We start from the raw sequence: 14,463 nt of genomic DNA, 5'->3' as shown, positions 1-14,463 counted from the left end.
CCCTCACAGGTTGAAAACGCGGGTTGGGTGCAGCTCGCCCGCCTTGTAGATGCCAACGGCGAGGGGCTTACCCTCGTAGCTGGCCCAGCATTCGTCGCCATATTCCACGCCGGATGCCAGAACCATTCCCGGATTGCCATTGCGCAGACGCACCGCGCCCTCTGGCGTTGCGGGCAGTTCGACCAGATCCTGCAAACCAACGCTAAGCGGGTGGATGTGCTGATCCAACTCCGGATCGCGGGCCAGTTTTTCCAGCGTTTCCCAGTTGATGCCGTCGGATGGCTCGAACGGGCCGGACCAGATGCGGCGCAGGTGATCGACATGGCCCAGACAGCCCAGCTTTGCGCCCAGATCACGCGCGATGGAGCGGACATAGCCACCCTTGCCGCATACCATTTCCAGAACGAGCAGATCGCCGTCGCGGCTGACCATCTCTAGGCTTTCGACGTAGAGGGGGCGGGCCTTTAGCTCCATCTCCTCACCCTCGCGGGCGCGGGCATAGGCGCGTTCGCCGTCTACCTTCACTGCGGAAAATTGCGGGGGCACTTGCTCAATATCACCGGTAAAGGTGGGCAGGGCCGCGACGATTTCTGCATCTGTGGGGCGTGTCTCCGAGGTTGCGATGACCTCGCCCTCGGTATCATCGGTATTGGTCGCCGTGCCCAGCCGCATGGTAAAGCGATAGGCCTTTAGCGCATCGGTAATATAGGGGACGGTCTTGGTTGCCTCACCCAGTGCGATTGCCAACACGCCGGTTGCCGTTGGATCCAAGGTGCCCGCGTGGCCAGCTTTTTTAGCGTCCAGCGCCCAGCGGACCTTGTTCACAACGGTGGTGGAAGTCACGCCCGCCGGTTTATCCACTACGAGCCAGCCGTCAATTGCGCGGCCCTTTTTACGTCTTGCCATGTCGTTTCTTTCGTACCGGCCCTCAGGCCCATTCCCCGCTGACCGGCAGTCCAGCCGCGCTGCGCAGGCTGTCATACAGATCGAAGTCGGTGCGGTACAGGCTCCGCACGCTTTCGGCAACCGGTCCCGTCAGGGCGGCGGCAATATCGTCGGGCAAACGGTTTGCTGTCACAATGGCGGATAACGGTATGGCAAGGTCGGGGCGATCCAGCAATGCGGGCAAATCCTCGGCCAAGCGGTCAAAGAAGACAGGTGTCCCGCCTGCGGCAATCACGCGCCGGATATCGTGGGACTGCATGCGGCTGCGGGCCAAGCCATGGGCATGGGTGAATTCATCACCCCGCCGCCGCATATAGGTCACCATTATGGGCAGGTTATGCAGATGATCGTCGATGCTCTGCGGCTGCGGAATGAACCCGCGACGCTTTGTCAGGGTCAGGCGCAGCGCGGTAAAGCCGGAGCGGCGCGGACGGGAATTCATCAAATTATACAGCGCGCCAAACCGTTCCAGCGGGTCGCGCATCAACACCAATGCGCGCTCGTCACGCTCGGACAGACCCTCAAGCGGAATATCGGTGGTTTGCCCTATCAATCCTGCTGTCGTCAAAACATCGGTGACGGCCACTCCACCCGCTTGGGCCGCATAGGTCAGGCTGGTCGGTTGAGGCGTGAGGAGGCGTTGCACCCGTTGATGGCGGGGCAGGGGCGGGCTTGCAAATTCACCCTGTCGTTGCTCCTGCGCCTGACCGGCCCATGCGCGATGTGCCCGATCATGCAGGATGGTATCTGCGCGATAGAGTTTTCGGATCGCGGCCGTTAGCGGTTCATCCAAAACATCTGCTGCGGGCGCAGGGCGTGCGGATTTGTTGCGTGATTTCACCACCTGCATGCGTTCAGCCATATCTGGCACGACGGGGGCCATTAACATCGGCAGTTGCCAGTCCAACCCCTCCAGCGTCAGGTAGTTCAGGCGAAACATACGCGCGCGCCGCAGGCGGCTGGTTTGCGGACGCCAGTGATAGTTGATCGCCAGATCAGTCTCACCCTGCAAATTGCGGCTAACCCAGTCCAGCAGGCGGTAGGCATTGTCGCGGTGCTGTTCCGTATCCAAATCCCGGCTGAGGTCGACAACCCCGATTTCAGCTAGATGTGTGCGGATTTTCGGGAAGTTAACCGCGCCATCGCCCCATATCTTGTCGAAATACAGCGACATGAACCGGCTGGCAGGATCGCGCAGCACGGTAAAGCTGTAGGGGCTATTATAGACTGTCTCGTAATCATCTGCGGCTGCATTTAGCAGGCCGTCTTCTTCCTCATGCACGAACAATCCTGCGGGATGTTCCGTCCCATGGTCGAGGGAGTAGAATAGGTTTTTGAGGAAGGTGCACCCGCATTTCGTGATCGGCAGGTAATATATCGGATAGGCATCCGTGGTTAGCAGCATGGACGGATCGCGGGCTGCCTCATCATTGGCAAGACGCCGCGCGATACGCTCCCGCCGTGCAATCTCGGGGTCCACAGCAGGGGCCTGTATGACAGGTTCGGGGGCTATTTTCCGGCGTTTCTTCCATCGCCACGGCAGAAGACTCATCGCGTCTTACCCTCCAATCGAGGTTTAATCGGCATCCTCATCTGTATCTAGATCACGGCGCACTTCTTCCAGATCCAGCAGTCGACGTGTTTCGTCCATCTGATCGTAGCTGTCATCCGCGCGAAAGCGAAGCTCGGGCGAATATTTCATTATGACCTGCTTGCTGATCGCACGGCGCAGGTTGGATTGGTTGCGGGCCAGTGCCTTGATCACGGATTGCACATCACCACCACCCAGCGGCATGACGAAAACAGTCGCATGGCGCAGGTCGGGGCTCATCCGTACCTCGCCCACCGTGACGGAGACATGTGCGAGGTCAGGATCATGCAGATCGCCGCGCATTAATGTGTCCGACAGGGCGCGGCGGATAAGCTCGCCTACGCGGAGCTGACGCTGCGAGGGGCCGGCGCCCTCGTGAAACTTGTTACTTGCCATGATGGCCATGTCGTGCGGATAGCGGCCGGAGTCAAGCAGCCGCAGGGTGTGGCGGTAAGTTTGCGCAGCATGGGGTTAATTTGCGACAGAGGTTCCTGTGGGTGTTGCCCAAGCGGCGCTGTCCAGCCTATCTCAGTGCCAACACAGCAGGAGGACGCCATGATTGCAGTCACGATTACCGGAGTAACAGGCCGAATGGGCCGGATGCTGGCCCGTGCCGTGGCCGAGGATACGCGCTGCGAATTGGTCGGCGCAACCGCCCTGCCGGATGATCCATGGGTCGGGAAAACCCTGCGGGAGGTTCTGCCCGAAACAGCATCCGATGTGGTGGTTGAGGCGCAGGCCGTGGACGCGATTGCACGGGCCGATGCCGTCATCGACTTTACAGCACCATCGGCGACCCGCGAACATGCTTCGCTATGCGCACAGGCGGGGGCCACGCATGTGATTGGCACAACAGGGTTGGAGGAGGACGATCTGGCGCATCTGACCGCCTGCGCCGTTCACACGACAATCGTGCGGGCGGGTAATTTCAGCCTTGGCGTGAACTTGCTGACGGTTCTAACGCGCAAGGTCGCCGCCGCGCTGGGCGAGGATTTCGATGTTGAGATCATCGAGATGCATCACCGGCACAAGGTAGACGCCCCATCCGGCACCGCATTGATGCTGGGCGAGGCCGCAGCCGAGGGGCGCGGCATCAATCTGGACGAAATGCGCGAAAGCGGCCGTGACGGTATCACGGGTGAGCGTAAGCGCGGCGCGATAGGCTTTGCGGCCCTGCGTGGCGGTGATGTGGTGGGTGAGCATCAGGCAATTTTTGCGGGAACGGGTGAGCGGATCACGCTGGGCCATATTGCGTCTGATCGGATGCTGTTCGCGCGCGGCGCGGTGACCGCTGCCGTTTGGGGGCATAGCCAGAAATCTGGCGAATTCGATATGGTGGACGTTCTAGGGCTTAGCTGACCGGATTGGCTGCACGGGGCGCGATGGCCCCGTGCAACCTGTCATCAGGGTTTGATGAAAACCTTGCCGTCCACGACTTTGGTTGCGGCAGGCAGACTTTGCATCACGTCCGCCAGCGGAACAATGGCTGCTACGTCCGTTTGCCATTTGCCTGAGACGAAACGCTCCTGCACCTCGGCAATCACGGCGCCCAGTTTTTGCGGGGCGGTGTCCTTCATCCAGCGGGTCAGCCAGAAGCCTTCGATGACCTTTTGCTGGAAAATCAACTGGCCCATCTGTGTCAGTTGCGGTGGAGTTGTGGACAGCTTGCCGTAATTCACCCAGCGGGCGCGGTTGGGCATGGCAAAGAACAGATCAGCCGTTGCCTGATCGCCCACAGCATCCAGCAGGATACGCGGCTTACGCTCACGCAGGATCGGGGCGGCATTGGCCATCATATCCTCATCCGAGGTTATCAATACCTCTGCCGCGCCATGTTCGCGCAGCAGATCGGCCTGTTCGGCCCGTCGGACCACCGCGATGGGCGCGATGCCGTAATCACGGCCCAAGCCGATCAGCAATTTGCCCAACTGCGAACCCGCTGCATTCAGGATAAAGCTGTCAGCACCGCTTTCGCGCACAATATCGAACATGGCCATCGCGGTCAGCGGGTTCACGATCTGCCCTGCTGCATCGGCGGCGGCCAGATCGGGGCGGCAGGGGACCAGACCCTGTGCCTCGGTCATGGCGTAATCGGCCCATGTGCCGGAATGGGTGGCGAAAAAGCTGACCCGCTGCCCCATAAACGGGCTGTCACCGGCGACGACTGTGCCCACGCCCTCGAACCCGGCGGGGCAATCCTTGATGCGGGGCTGACCGTACTCACCCTTGATGAAATGCAGGTCGGACGGATTTACGGCGGCGAGGTCTACCTTGATCAGCACTTGCCCCGCAGCGGGTTGTGGCACGGGAATTTCACGAAGCTCCAGATAGGGTGCGACGGTATCGATCGCCGGACCTTCCTGCGTGCCGGAATAGCCGTCATGCAATTGGACAAGGGCGCGCATCGTTTCGGGAATGCTCATGAGGTTCTCCTTATTCTGACTTGGACGAAGCCTAGGCGGGGTAGGGCCGCTTGCACAGGGCACAGGGACTGTTCCGCTCGTCACGTCGCGTCACTCATCTGCGGGGGTTTACCTATGCTGGATGCGGTGGCCATTCTGGGCCCAACAAAACGCCGCCGCAAAAGGGGGCGGTAAGGGAGGATCACATGGCATATCTCGACAACTTATTTTCGGTTCAGGGCAAGGTGGCGCTGGTCACAGGCGGGGCTACCGGCATTGGCCGCATGATCGCGCAGGCACTGGCCGAGGGTGGCGCGACAGTGATGATTTGTTCGCGCAAGGGGGATGCCTGTCAGGTCACAGCGGATGAGATTAACGCAGGCGCCCCCGCTGGTCGTGTTGAGAGCTTTGCCGCGGATGTGTCCACACCGGATGGCATTGCTGCGCTAGTGGCAGAGGTTCAGGGGTGTACTGCGAAACTGGATATCCTGGTGAACAATGCAGGCATCACATGGGGTGAGCCATATGAGACATTCCCCATGGAACAGTGGACCCGCATCATGGATGTGAATGTCGGCGCGATGTTTACCCTGACCCGCGACCTGACCCCGCTCTTGGTGGCTGCCAGCAGTGATGCGGACCCTGCGCGAATCATCAATATCGGCTCTGTCATGGGCACCTTGCCACTGGCCGAGGGCGCGTATTCCTACACCATGTCCAAGGCGGCTGTGCACCACATGACCAAAACGCTGGCAGGTGAGCTTGCAGGCAAGCGGATCACCGTCAATGCCTTCGCCCCCGGTCCGTTCCCGTCCAAGATGACCCGCTTTGCCACCGGCACTGCGGAAAAGGCGGAGAAGGTCGGCGCTGGTGTGCCGCTGGGCCGTATCGGCGCGGCTGAGGATATTGCAGGTGCCACGCTATATCTGTGCGGCAAGGCGGGCGCTTATGTTTCCGGCGCTATCCTGCCACTGGATGGCGGGATGAGCGTGCAGACCCCTGCGAAGCTTTTCGCAAACGCGCATTGAGGGGCTGAGCATGTTTGAAGGTAAAACTGTTCTGATCACCGGTGCCGCTGCCGGTTTGGGTGAAGCCGCTGCCGAGGCCTTTGCCGCGCGCGGGACAAAATTGTTGCTCAGCGATATCTCCCCACAGGTTGAGGATGTCGCCGCCCGCCTAGGTGCCGCTTGGATGATCGCCGACGCGGCCAGCCCGCAGGATCACAAGGCGCTGGTGGCCAAGGCCGTTGAAATCGGCGGTCGGCTGGATGTTGCGCTGAATAATGCCGGTATCGTGCATCAGCCCATGCGGATCGAACAAACGCCCGAGGATATCGCCCGTCGCGTGATCGAGGTGGATTTGCTGGGCATGTTCTGGGCCCTACAGGCGCAATTGCCGCAATTGCAGCAGCAAAACAGGGCCGATGGGTCAACATCCGCGATCATCAACCTGTCCTCGATTGCGGGGCTGGTTGCTGCACCGACATTGGGGATCTATGCGGCGGCAAAGCATGGCGTAACGGGTTTGACCCGCACGGCAGCGCTGGAAAATGCGCGGCGCGGCATTCGGGTCAACGCGATCTGTCCAGCATTTACCCGCACCAAAATGGTCGCCGATGTTATCAGCGCGGCACCCGATAAGGCCGCAGCCGAGGCGGAGCTGACACGCGGCGTTCCGATGAAGCGGTTGGCCGAGCGGGAGGAGATCATCGCGGCCATTCTATTCGCGGCTGACCCGCAAAATAGCTTCATGACCGGTCAGACGATTGCACTGGACGGGGGCGTTACCGCCTATTGAGCGGGAACCTGTTGCCCAGTGCACTGTCCTATCTGGACCAGTGCGCTGCGCTGCGCTATGACACGGGCATGACCGGTGGATTTCTAATAGCTATCCGAATTATTCGCCCGGCACGCTGATTGCGATGCCGGGACAAGGCGTATGGCCGGACCGCGCCGCCTTTACCTGATTTTCCTGATAGTGACGGAGCCGCCGAAATGTGCGCCGAGACCACCACCCCAGAATATAAAACAACGTTGAACCTGCCGCAGACCGATTTCCCCATGCGGGCGGGATTGCCCAAGCGTGAGCCGGAATGGCTGGCGCGCTGGGCCGAGATCGGCGTTTATGACCGTCTGCGCGAAAAGGAGGGCCGCACGCCCTTCGTTCTGCATGACGGCCCTCCCTACGCCAATGGTCACCTGCATATCGGCCACGGGTTGAACAAAATCCTCAAGGATATGGTTGTGCGCAGCCAGCAGATGATGGGCAAGGATGCCTGCTACATCCCCGGATGGGATTGTCACGGCCTGCCCATCGAGTGGAAGATCGAGGAGAAATACCGCGCCAAGGGGCGCAACAAGGATGACGTGCCCGTCAACGAATTTCGTGGTGAGTGCCGCGAATTCGCGCAGGGCTGGGTCGATATCCAGCGCGAGGAATTCAAGCGCCTCGGCATCACCGGCAACTGGGCGAACCCCTACCTGACGATGAATTTCAGCTCCGAGGCGACAATCGCTGAGGAATTCATGAAGTTCGTCATGAATGGCTCGCTTTATCGCGGGTCCAAACCTGTGATGTGGTCGCCGGTTGAGAAAACTGCTTTGGCTGAGGCGGAGGTGGAATATCACGACCGTCAGGTTGATGCGATCTGGGTGAAATTCCCGATTGAGCCTGTCGGTGACGTTATCAAACTGATGGAAGCGGGCGCCGATAGCGAGGGCACCGGCCTTGGCGTTCTGCCTGATGATTTAAACGGCGCGAACGTTGTTATCTGGACAACAACGCCGTGGACGATCCCGTCCAACCGCGCGGTCTGTTTTAACCCCACGCTAAATTACAGCCTGTATCAGGTGACTGAGGCGGCCGAGGAAAACTGGGCCAAGGTCGGTGAGAAATTTTTGCTGGCGGATGCCTTGGCAGAGAAGGTTTTCGCGGATGCCCGCGTTGATGCCTATGAGTGCTTGCATGGTCTGGATGCGTTGCAGTTGGAGGCAATCTCTCTGGCGCACCCATTCCGTGGTGCTGCCGATGCTGCGGGTGAGTGGGATTACGATGTTCCGATGCTGCCCGGCGATCACGTGACCGATGATGCGGGTACGGGTTTCGTGCATACCGCACCGTCCCATGGTGATGACGATTACCAGATCGGTCTGAAGCATGGGCTGAAGATGACCTTCAACATCGAGGCAGACGGCTCCTACCGCGCCGATCTGCCCCTGTTCGGTGGTGAGGCGATCCTGAAGCCGAACGGTAAGCCCGGCGGCGCGAATAAGGCTGTGATGGCCAAGCTGCGCGAAGTTTCCGGCCTGATCGCATCCAAGCGGATCACAATCTCGGACGCGCATTCGTGGCGGTCCAAGGCGCCGGTGATCCGTCTGAACCGCCCCCAATGGTTCGTGGCCATCGACAAGGCCATCGGCGGTGATGACACCTATGGCACGACCATCCGTGAGCGGGCGCTGACCTCCATCGACGAGCTGGTGACGTGGACGCCCAAGAACGGTCGCAACCGTTTGCACGCCATGATCGAAAATCGCCCCGACTGGGTGCTGTCGCGCCAGCGGGCATGGGGTGTGCCGCTGACATGCTTCATCAAGACATCCTCGGACGGTGAAGTTGAATTGCTGCGCGATGATGCGGTGAACGCACGCATCGCTGAGGCATTCGCGACTGAGGGCGCAGATTGCTGGTTTGAGGATAACGCGGCTGAGCGGTTCCTGGGCGAACGCGCTGGTGAGGGCTGGGAGAAGGTCGGGGATATCCTCGACGTTTGGTTTGATTCCGGCTCGACCCACGCATTCGTTCTGCGCGACCGTCCCGATGCGGGCTGGCCTGCGGATTTGTACCTAGAGGGCACGGATCAGCATCGCGGCTGGTTCCATTCCTCGATGTTGCAGGCCTGCGGCACGATGGGGCGCGCACCGTATAAGGGCGTTCTGACCCACGGCTTCACGTTGGACGCCAAGGGCATCAAGATGTCCAAATCCATCGGCAACACGATTGTTCCCGCCGAGGTGGTCAAGCAATACGGTGCGGATATCCTGCGCCTGTGGGTTGCCCAGACCGATTACACCGCGGATCACCGGATCGGGCCTGAAATCCTGAAGGGTGTTGCTGACAGCTATCGCCGTCTGCGCAACACGTTCCGTTATATCCTCGGCTCTATGGCGGAGCATGAGCCGGTCGCCCATGCCGATATGCCTGAGCTGGAGCGTTGGGTGCTGCACCGTCTGTCCGAATTGGACGTTCAGGTGCGTGAGGGCTACGCGAAATATGACTTCCAGGGGGTGTTCCAGAAGCTGTTTACCTTCTGCACCATCGACCTGTCGGCGGTCTATTTCGATATCCGCAAGGATGCGCTGTATTGCGACGCTGAAACCTCGGTTGAGGCGCGCGCGGCACGGACCGTTCTGGACGCGCTGCACACGCATCTGACCAAGTGGCTGGCCCCGATCCTGACCTTCACCATGGAAGAGGTCTGGCTGGAAAAGCACCCCGAGGGCTGTGTTCACCTAGAGGATTTCGCGGATGTTCCTGCGGAATGGGCTGATGAGGCACTGGCCGCTAAGTGGACCCGCATTCGCGCTGTGCGCCGTGTTGTCACGGGCGCGTTGGAGATCGAACGGACGGCAAAGCGGATCGGTGCCTCGCTGGAGGCAGCGCCGGTTGTGCACATCCTCGATGATGATCTGCGTGCCCAGTTGAACGGGTTGCCGTTGGCGGATCTGTGCATCACCTCGGATGTGGTGTTGAGCGACCAGCCCGCACCAGAGGGGGCATTCACCCTCGATGATGTTGCTGGTGTCGCCGTTGTTCCGGCCCTAGCGGCAGGCGAAAAATGCGCCCGTTGCTGGAAAATCTTGCCCGATGTTGGCACCCACGCCCATGCAGGTGTGTGCGGTCGCTGCGATACGGCGCTGAGTTAATCAAGAAAAGGACGCGCAGAGGCAAAGTCACTGCGCGTCCCCCCTTGCAGCCGGTGGGCAGCTTGGGTATTCAGACGCCAGCGCGGGCGTTGTGTAATGGTAAGACCTTAGCCTTCCAAGCTAAAGACGCGGGTTCGATTCCCGCCGCCCGCTCCAAATCTTCACATCTGCCGAACATCGGTATTGCGCCGTTAACGTGAACCTTCTAGTTAGCCTCGGAAGATTGCTTGAGCAGTTGCATGAAACACGTGAGGTGGCAGCTATGAGATTGATCCGAGCTTTTGCGGTTGCGTGTCCAGTCGCGCCTTTGGCATGCGCATTTGTTGCGCAATCCCCCCTCACGGCCATTGATGACGCGATTGCTCGCCCTGCGCATGCGCAGCACAGCGTAATTTCTAGTGCTGATGCTGTAGTAAGTGCAGTGTTTCATTCACAAATGTTGCGTAGCGTTGTTGGTTCAAATCCCGTCCACGGGCGGATTAACGCGCTATCATAAGGTTTCGCCGCCGCAATCGCGGCGAATTTAGGCCGGTATTCAACCGAGCGAAGTGACTGTCTGGCGGTGTAGTTAGATCACCCGTCGAAGTAAGAAGGAGGCCATCATGGCGAAGGCAAAGTTCGAGCGGACGAAACCGCACGTAAATATCGGCACGATTGGTCACGTTGACCACGGCAAGACGACGCTGACAGCTGCGATTACGAAGCAGTTTGGCGACTTCAAGGCGTATGACGAGATTGACGGCGCGCCAGAAGAGAAAGCCCGCGGGATCACGATCTCGACGGCACACGTTGAGTACGAGACGGAAACGCGTCACTACGCGCACGTTGATTGCCCGGGCCACGCAGATTACGTCAAGAACATGATCACCGGTGCTGCGCAGATGGACGGCGCGATCCTGGTTGTGAACGCAGCAGATGGCCCAATGCCACAGACGCGCGAGCACATCCTGCTCGGCCGTCAGGTCGGCATCCCGTACATGGTTGTGTACATGAACAAGGTCGATCAGGTTGACGACGAAGAGCTGCTTGAGCTGGTCGAGATGGAGATCCGCGAGCTGCTGTCCTCCTACGACTACCCTGGCGACGATATCCCGGTGATCCCTGGTTCGGCTCTGGCCGCTCTGGAAGATCGCGACGATGCGATCGGCAAAGACTCCATCGCAAAGCTGATGGCAGCTGTGGATGAGTACATCCCGCAGCCCGAGCGCGCAGTTGACCAGCCGTTCCTGATGCCAATCGAGGACGTATTCTCGATCTCCGGCCGTGGTACAGTTGTAACCGGTCGTGTTGAGCGTGGCGTTATCAACGTTGGCGACAGCATCGAGATCGTGGGTATCCGCGACACCAAGACCACGACTTGCACGGGCGTCGAGATGTTCCGCAAGCTGCTGGATCGCGGTGAGGCAGGCGACAACGTTGGCGTTCTGCTGCGTGGTATCGACCGTGACGGCGTTGAGCGGGGCCAGATCCTGTGTAAGCCAAAGTCGGTCATGCCGCACACGAAGTTCGAGGCAGAAGCATACATCCTGACCAAGGAAGAGGGTGGCCGTCACACGCCATTCTTCGCAAACTACCGCCCACAGTTCTACTTCCGTACAACGGACGTAACTGGCACGGTAATGCTGCCCGAAGGCACCGAGATGGTTATGCCTGGCGACAACCTGAAGTTCGACGTTGAACTGATCCAGCCTATCGCAATGGAAGAGAAGCTGCGCTTCGCTATCCGCGAAGGTGGCCGCACCGTCGGCGCGGGCGTCGTCTCCAAAATCCACGAGTAATACTCTCGTACTGAATATTCAGGGCGCCGTCGCAAGCAATTGCGGCGGCGCTTTGCGTTTGATGGCAGGATGGAGCGCATGACGGATTTTGTACTCAGCTCATTGATTCTGAACGGACCTGATCGCGGACGCAGTTGTGCGCGGGATGAGGTTGACCCCCTGCTGGATGCCGAAACGTTGCTGTGGGCCCATCTGGATGCGGATGATGATCGTACGGTAGCGTTCCTCTCGCGCCATCTTAGCCATGTGGATCCGGTGCTGCACACGGCATTAACCGCCGAGGATACTCGCCCGCGCTGCGCGGTTAGTGACGATGGCGCGTTATTGCTATTGCGCGGGGTGAACCTGAACGAGGGCGCGGTGCCCGAGGATATGATCTCGCTACGCCTATGGGTCGATCCGCGGCGCGTGGTTAGCCTGCGCAAACGGGACTTGCGAGCCGTTGCGGATTTGCAGGATTTAGTGCGGGCAGGGCGGGGACCGGACGCGCCCGGAGCTTTTCTTGCCACGCTGGCACGTTTGCTGACCGAGCGCATGGAGCCGGTTCTGGATGAGTTGGAGGATGCCGTTGCCGCGCAGGAACAAGCGATTCTGGATGCCCCCGGGCCGGATTTACGCCGTGAGATTGCGGAGACTCGCCGTCGAATCATTATTCTGCGCCGCTACATCGCGCCACAACGTGATGCCATGCGTGCTCTGCGCGATATGGATGCGCCTTGGTTGATGGCAGAGGATCGTCGCATGTTGCAGGAAACGGCGGACAGGGTCATGCGGCATGTCGAGGATTTGGACATGCTGCGTGAGCGGGCTCAGGTGATTCGAGATGAATTGGCAAACGTGCTGTCGGACCGACTGAACCGAAACCTCTATGCGTTGGCGATTCTGTCGGCGGTTTTCCTGCCGCTGGGTTTTATCACCGGCCTGCTGGGCGTGAATGTTGGCGGCCTGCCAGGCGTGAACACGCCGTGGGCCTTTGCCGTGCTGTGCGTGTCACTGGTCGGCATGGCGGTCGCAATCATCTGGGCCCTACGATATCGTAAATGGATGTAGCGACTACCTAGCGGGTGACGTTAATGAGAGGTGGAGTCAGGGTGAACGGTTGTGTCACCGTGTGCTGGTTTTGCGCGATATCTGCTTTGCTGTTACTATTGATGTCTACCAACAATGGAACGACCGCAGTTAAGGCGATAAGTGTTGTGAGTGTTGATCTAATATTGGCGTGATTATCTATCATAATAGCCCCCTTACTATCACGCAGTATAGCGCAAACACGCTGAATTCGGAATGGCTATTGGGTTAGGGCAATTGCCCCATTCGGCTGTACGGGAGCATATACTGCTACCCTAACTGGATCTGAATCATACTGTTCTAGCGCACTAGGTGCGGACTGAACATCAGATGTCACCCGCCAGACATAACCGGGCGCCTGTGGATCGGCGGTGTGGATGTTGACGGGAATCGCACCGGGATTGTTCGCACGTTTGGTCAATGCCATGGCTGCACGAACACGGCTGAACTGGAAGTTCTGAAGCTCCACATGTGCTGCGCGCTGTGGTCCGCGATGGGTCTGCCCGTTATCGGCCAGCGCTAGCATGAGAGGCGCAGACGCAATGCCCAGCAATGCAGCGCCAAAGAGGGGACGCAAGCGTGTGGTTAGTGCGGTCATGACGATGCTCCTAGCGTTCTGAGTGCCATAATTGAGCCACATTTGTGCGCACAACCACAAGTGGAAAACATCTCAGAGTGTAGATTTTAGATTGTATCGGTAATTAGGTGGCCACGGCCCCCTTGCGTCCGGGGCGCAAAGCACGTAACTGACTGCTCGTCGGCCGTGGCCTCATAGGGGTATAGCTCAGTTGGTAGAGCATCGGTCTCCAAAACCGAGGGCCGTGGGTTCGAGTCCCCCTGCCCCTGCCAGGCCGACACAAGCACGCTGAGGAGACGACTTATGGCTAAAAGCAATCCCGCAGAGTTCGTGCAGGAAGTTCGCGCTGAGGCGGTCAAGGTCGCATGGCCCACACGGCGTGAGGTGATGCTGACCACGGTGATGGTTTTCATCATGGCGACGATCGCTGCACTGTTCTTCTTCTTCATTGATCGGCTGATCTCCTTCGGATTGGAGCAGATTCTACAGTTCGGTGCTTGATCTCAGGGTCTCTTGGCGGTAGACGCATCCAAACCTCAAGACAGTACGGCGCGCTAGATTCGAACGGCGCGCCCGATTTTGTTTTGGGGGTATTGAAATTACGGGTCAGTAATGGCTCACAAGCAAGGTAAAAACTCGATATGGCGAAACGGTGGTACTCTGTTCACGTTCTCTCGAACTTCGAGAAGAAAGTCGCCGAGTCGATCATGGAGCAGGTCGAGCAAAAAGGCCTGCAAGACGATATCACTGAGGTGCTGGTCCCGACCGAACAGGTTGTTGAGGTCCGCCGCGGTAAAAAGGTTGAGACCGAGAAGCGCTTCATGCCCGGATATATTCTGGTCAACATGGAGATGACGGATCGCGCTTATCACCTGATCAACGATACGAACCGGGTCACTGGTTTTCTGGGCCCGATGGGCAAGCCGTCGCCACTGCGTCAGGCAGAGGTGGACCGGATCACCAATCAGGTTCAGGAGGGCGTGGAGAAGCCGCGCACTCTTATCACTTTCGACGTGGGCGAGCAGGTTACTGTTACCGACGGTCCGTTCGAGAGCTTCGCCGGTATGGTTGAGGAAGTTGACGATGAGAACCAGCGCCTGAAGGTGACTGTCTCGATCTTTGGCCGCGCAACGCCGGTCGAACTGGAATTCACACAAGTCCGCAAGGGCGAGTGAAC

13 protein-coding genes and 2 tRNA genes are annotated in these 14,463 nt (G+C 59.3%); 10 read left to right on the top strand and 5 right to left on the bottom strand.

Annotation, left to right across the window (positions count from 1 at the left end):
- Positions 1–3: 3 nt before the first annotated feature.
- The 3 genes from truB to rbfA are packed head-to-tail and all read right to left on the bottom strand — an operon-like array spanning position 4 to position 2,932.
- On the bottom strand, positions 4–906 hold the full coding sequence (gene truB, locus CR254_RS12460; protein ID WP_097930475.1) for a tRNA pseudouridine(55) synthase TruB: 903 nt from the start codon (positions 904–906) through the stop codon (positions 4–6).
- Between the two features lie 22 nt (positions 907–928).
- On the bottom strand, positions 929–2,497 hold the full coding sequence (locus CR254_RS12455; RefSeq protein ID WP_097930473.1) for a sulfotransferase family 2 domain-containing protein: 1,569 nt from the start codon (positions 2,495–2,497) through the stop codon (positions 929–931).
- A gap of 24 nt (positions 2,498–2,521) precedes the next feature.
- The gene (gene rbfA, locus CR254_RS12450) at positions 2,522–2,932 is read right to left on the bottom strand and encodes a 30S ribosome-binding factor RbfA (protein WP_097930804.1); all 411 of its coding nucleotides are present in this window, start codon (positions 2,930–2,932) and stop codon (positions 2,522–2,524) included.
- A 159-nt stretch (positions 2,933–3,091) separates the two neighbouring features.
- Between rbfA and dapB the strand changes: the two genes are divergently transcribed.
- A complete protein-coding gene (gene dapB / locus CR254_RS12445; protein WP_097930471.1) occupies positions 3,092–3,895 on the top strand; it encodes a 4-hydroxy-tetrahydrodipicolinate reductase in 804 nt (267 codons plus the stop codon).
- Positions 3,896–3,939: 44 nt separating this feature from the next.
- Here the strand turns inward: dapB and CR254_RS12440 are convergent, their stop codons facing one another.
- On the bottom strand, positions 3,940–4,959 hold the full coding sequence (locus tag CR254_RS12440; protein ID WP_097930469.1) for an alcohol dehydrogenase catalytic domain-containing protein: 1,020 nt from the start codon (positions 4,957–4,959) through the stop codon (positions 3,940–3,942).
- 185 nt (positions 4,960–5,144) lie between these two features.
- Here CR254_RS12440 and CR254_RS12435 point away from each other — a divergent pair, with 185 nt between their 5' ends.
- From CR254_RS12435 to CR254_RS12410, 6 genes are all read left to right on the top strand, one after another.
- Complete coding sequence (locus CR254_RS12435) at positions 5,145–5,966, top strand: SDR family oxidoreductase (RefSeq protein WP_097930467.1); 822 nt, start codon at positions 5,145–5,147, stop codon at positions 5,964–5,966.
- Between the two features lie 10 nt (positions 5,967–5,976).
- Positions 5,977–6,735 (top strand): SDR family NAD(P)-dependent oxidoreductase, encoded by a 759-nt coding sequence (locus CR254_RS12430; protein ID WP_219618008.1) that lies wholly within the window; start codon positions 5,977–5,979, stop codon positions 6,733–6,735.
- Positions 6,736–6,932: 197 nt separating this feature from the next.
- Positions 6,933–9,863: an isoleucine--tRNA ligase gene (gene ileS / locus CR254_RS12425; protein WP_097930463.1), complete on the top strand. Its 2,931-nt coding sequence runs from the start codon at positions 6,933–6,935 to the stop codon at positions 9,861–9,863.
- Positions 9,864–9,945: 82 nt separating this feature from the next.
- Positions 9,946–10,019 (top strand) — tRNA-Gly (locus CR254_RS12420).
- A gap of 446 nt (positions 10,020–10,465) precedes the next feature.
- Entirely contained in the window at positions 10,466–11,641 is a 1,176-nt protein-coding gene (gene tuf, locus CR254_RS12415) for an elongation factor Tu (RefSeq protein WP_097930437.1), read from the top strand.
- Positions 11,642–11,719: 78 nt separating this feature from the next.
- Entirely contained in the window at positions 11,720–12,691 is a 972-nt protein-coding gene (locus CR254_RS12410) for a zinc transporter ZntB (RefSeq protein WP_180955985.1), read from the top strand.
- A gap of 238 nt (positions 12,692–12,929) precedes the next feature.
- On the opposite strand, the gene CR254_RS12405 is transcribed toward CR254_RS12410, so the two are convergent.
- Entirely contained in the window at positions 12,930–13,307 is a 378-nt protein-coding gene (locus CR254_RS12405; RefSeq protein WP_097930459.1) for a hypothetical protein, read from the bottom strand.
- Between the two features lie 175 nt (positions 13,308–13,482).
- On the opposite strand from CR254_RS12405, the gene CR254_RS12400 reads away from it, so the two are divergent.
- The 3 genes from CR254_RS12400 (at position 13,483) to nusG (ending at position 14,461) form a co-directional block, all read left to right on the top strand.
- Positions 13,483–13,558, top strand: a tRNA-Trp gene (locus CR254_RS12400).
- A 31-nt stretch (positions 13,559–13,589) separates the two neighbouring features.
- Positions 13,590–13,787 carry a preprotein translocase subunit SecE gene (gene secE, locus CR254_RS12395; protein ID WP_097930457.1) on the top strand — a complete coding sequence of 66 codons (198 nt, stop codon included), beginning with the start codon at positions 13,590–13,592 and terminating at the stop codon, positions 13,785–13,787.
- Between the two features lie 140 nt (positions 13,788–13,927).
- Entirely contained in the window at positions 13,928–14,461 is a 534-nt protein-coding gene (gene nusG / locus CR254_RS12390) for a transcription termination/antitermination protein NusG (protein ID WP_097930455.1), read from the top strand.
- Positions 14,462–14,463 lie beyond the last annotated feature (2 nt).

This window comes from Pontivivens marinum (assembly GCF_900231835.1).
Taxonomy (GTDB): Bacteria; Pseudomonadota; Alphaproteobacteria; order Rhodobacterales; family Rhodobacteraceae; genus Pontivivens; species Pontivivens marinum.
Note: the sequence above shows the minus strand (reverse complement) of the source record. Positions and strands in the feature narration are given on the sequence as shown.

Coding starts and splice junctions, on each gene's coding strand:
- truB (WP_097930475.1), bottom strand. CDS start 906: ATGGCAAGACGTAAAAAGGGCCGCGCAATTGACGGCTGGCTCGTAGTG.
- CR254_RS12455 (WP_097930473.1), bottom strand. CDS start 2,497: ATGAGTCTTCTGCCGTGGCGATGGAAGAAACGCCGGAAAATAGCCCCC.
- rbfA (WP_097930804.1), bottom strand. CDS start 2,932: ATGGCAAGTAACAAGTTTCACGAGGGCGCCGGCCCCTCGCAGCGTCAG.
- dapB (WP_097930471.1), top strand. CDS start 3,092: ATGATTGCAGTCACGATTACCGGAGTAACAGGCCGAATGGGCCGGATG.
- CR254_RS12440 (WP_097930469.1), bottom strand. CDS start 4,959: ATGAGCATTCCCGAAACGATGCGCGCCCTTGTCCAATTGCATGACGGC.
- CR254_RS12435 (WP_097930467.1), top strand. CDS start 5,145: ATGGCATATCTCGACAACTTATTTTCGGTTCAGGGCAAGGTGGCGCTG.
- CR254_RS12430 (WP_219618008.1), top strand. CDS start 5,977: ATGTTTGAAGGTAAAACTGTTCTGATCACCGGTGCCGCTGCCGGTTTG.
- ileS (WP_097930463.1), top strand. CDS start 6,933: ATGTGCGCCGAGACCACCACCCCAGAATATAAAACAACGTTGAACCTG.
- tuf (WP_097930437.1), top strand. CDS start 10,466: ATGGCGAAGGCAAAGTTCGAGCGGACGAAACCGCACGTAAATATCGGC.
- CR254_RS12410 (WP_180955985.1), top strand. CDS start 11,720: ATGACGGATTTTGTACTCAGCTCATTGATTCTGAACGGACCTGATCGC.
- CR254_RS12405 (WP_097930459.1), bottom strand. CDS start 13,307: ATGACCGCACTAACCACACGCTTGCGTCCCCTCTTTGGCGCTGCATTG.
- secE (WP_097930457.1), top strand. CDS start 13,590: ATGGCTAAAAGCAATCCCGCAGAGTTCGTGCAGGAAGTTCGCGCTGAG.
- nusG (WP_097930455.1), top strand. CDS start 13,928: ATGGCGAAACGGTGGTACTCTGTTCACGTTCTCTCGAACTTCGAGAAG.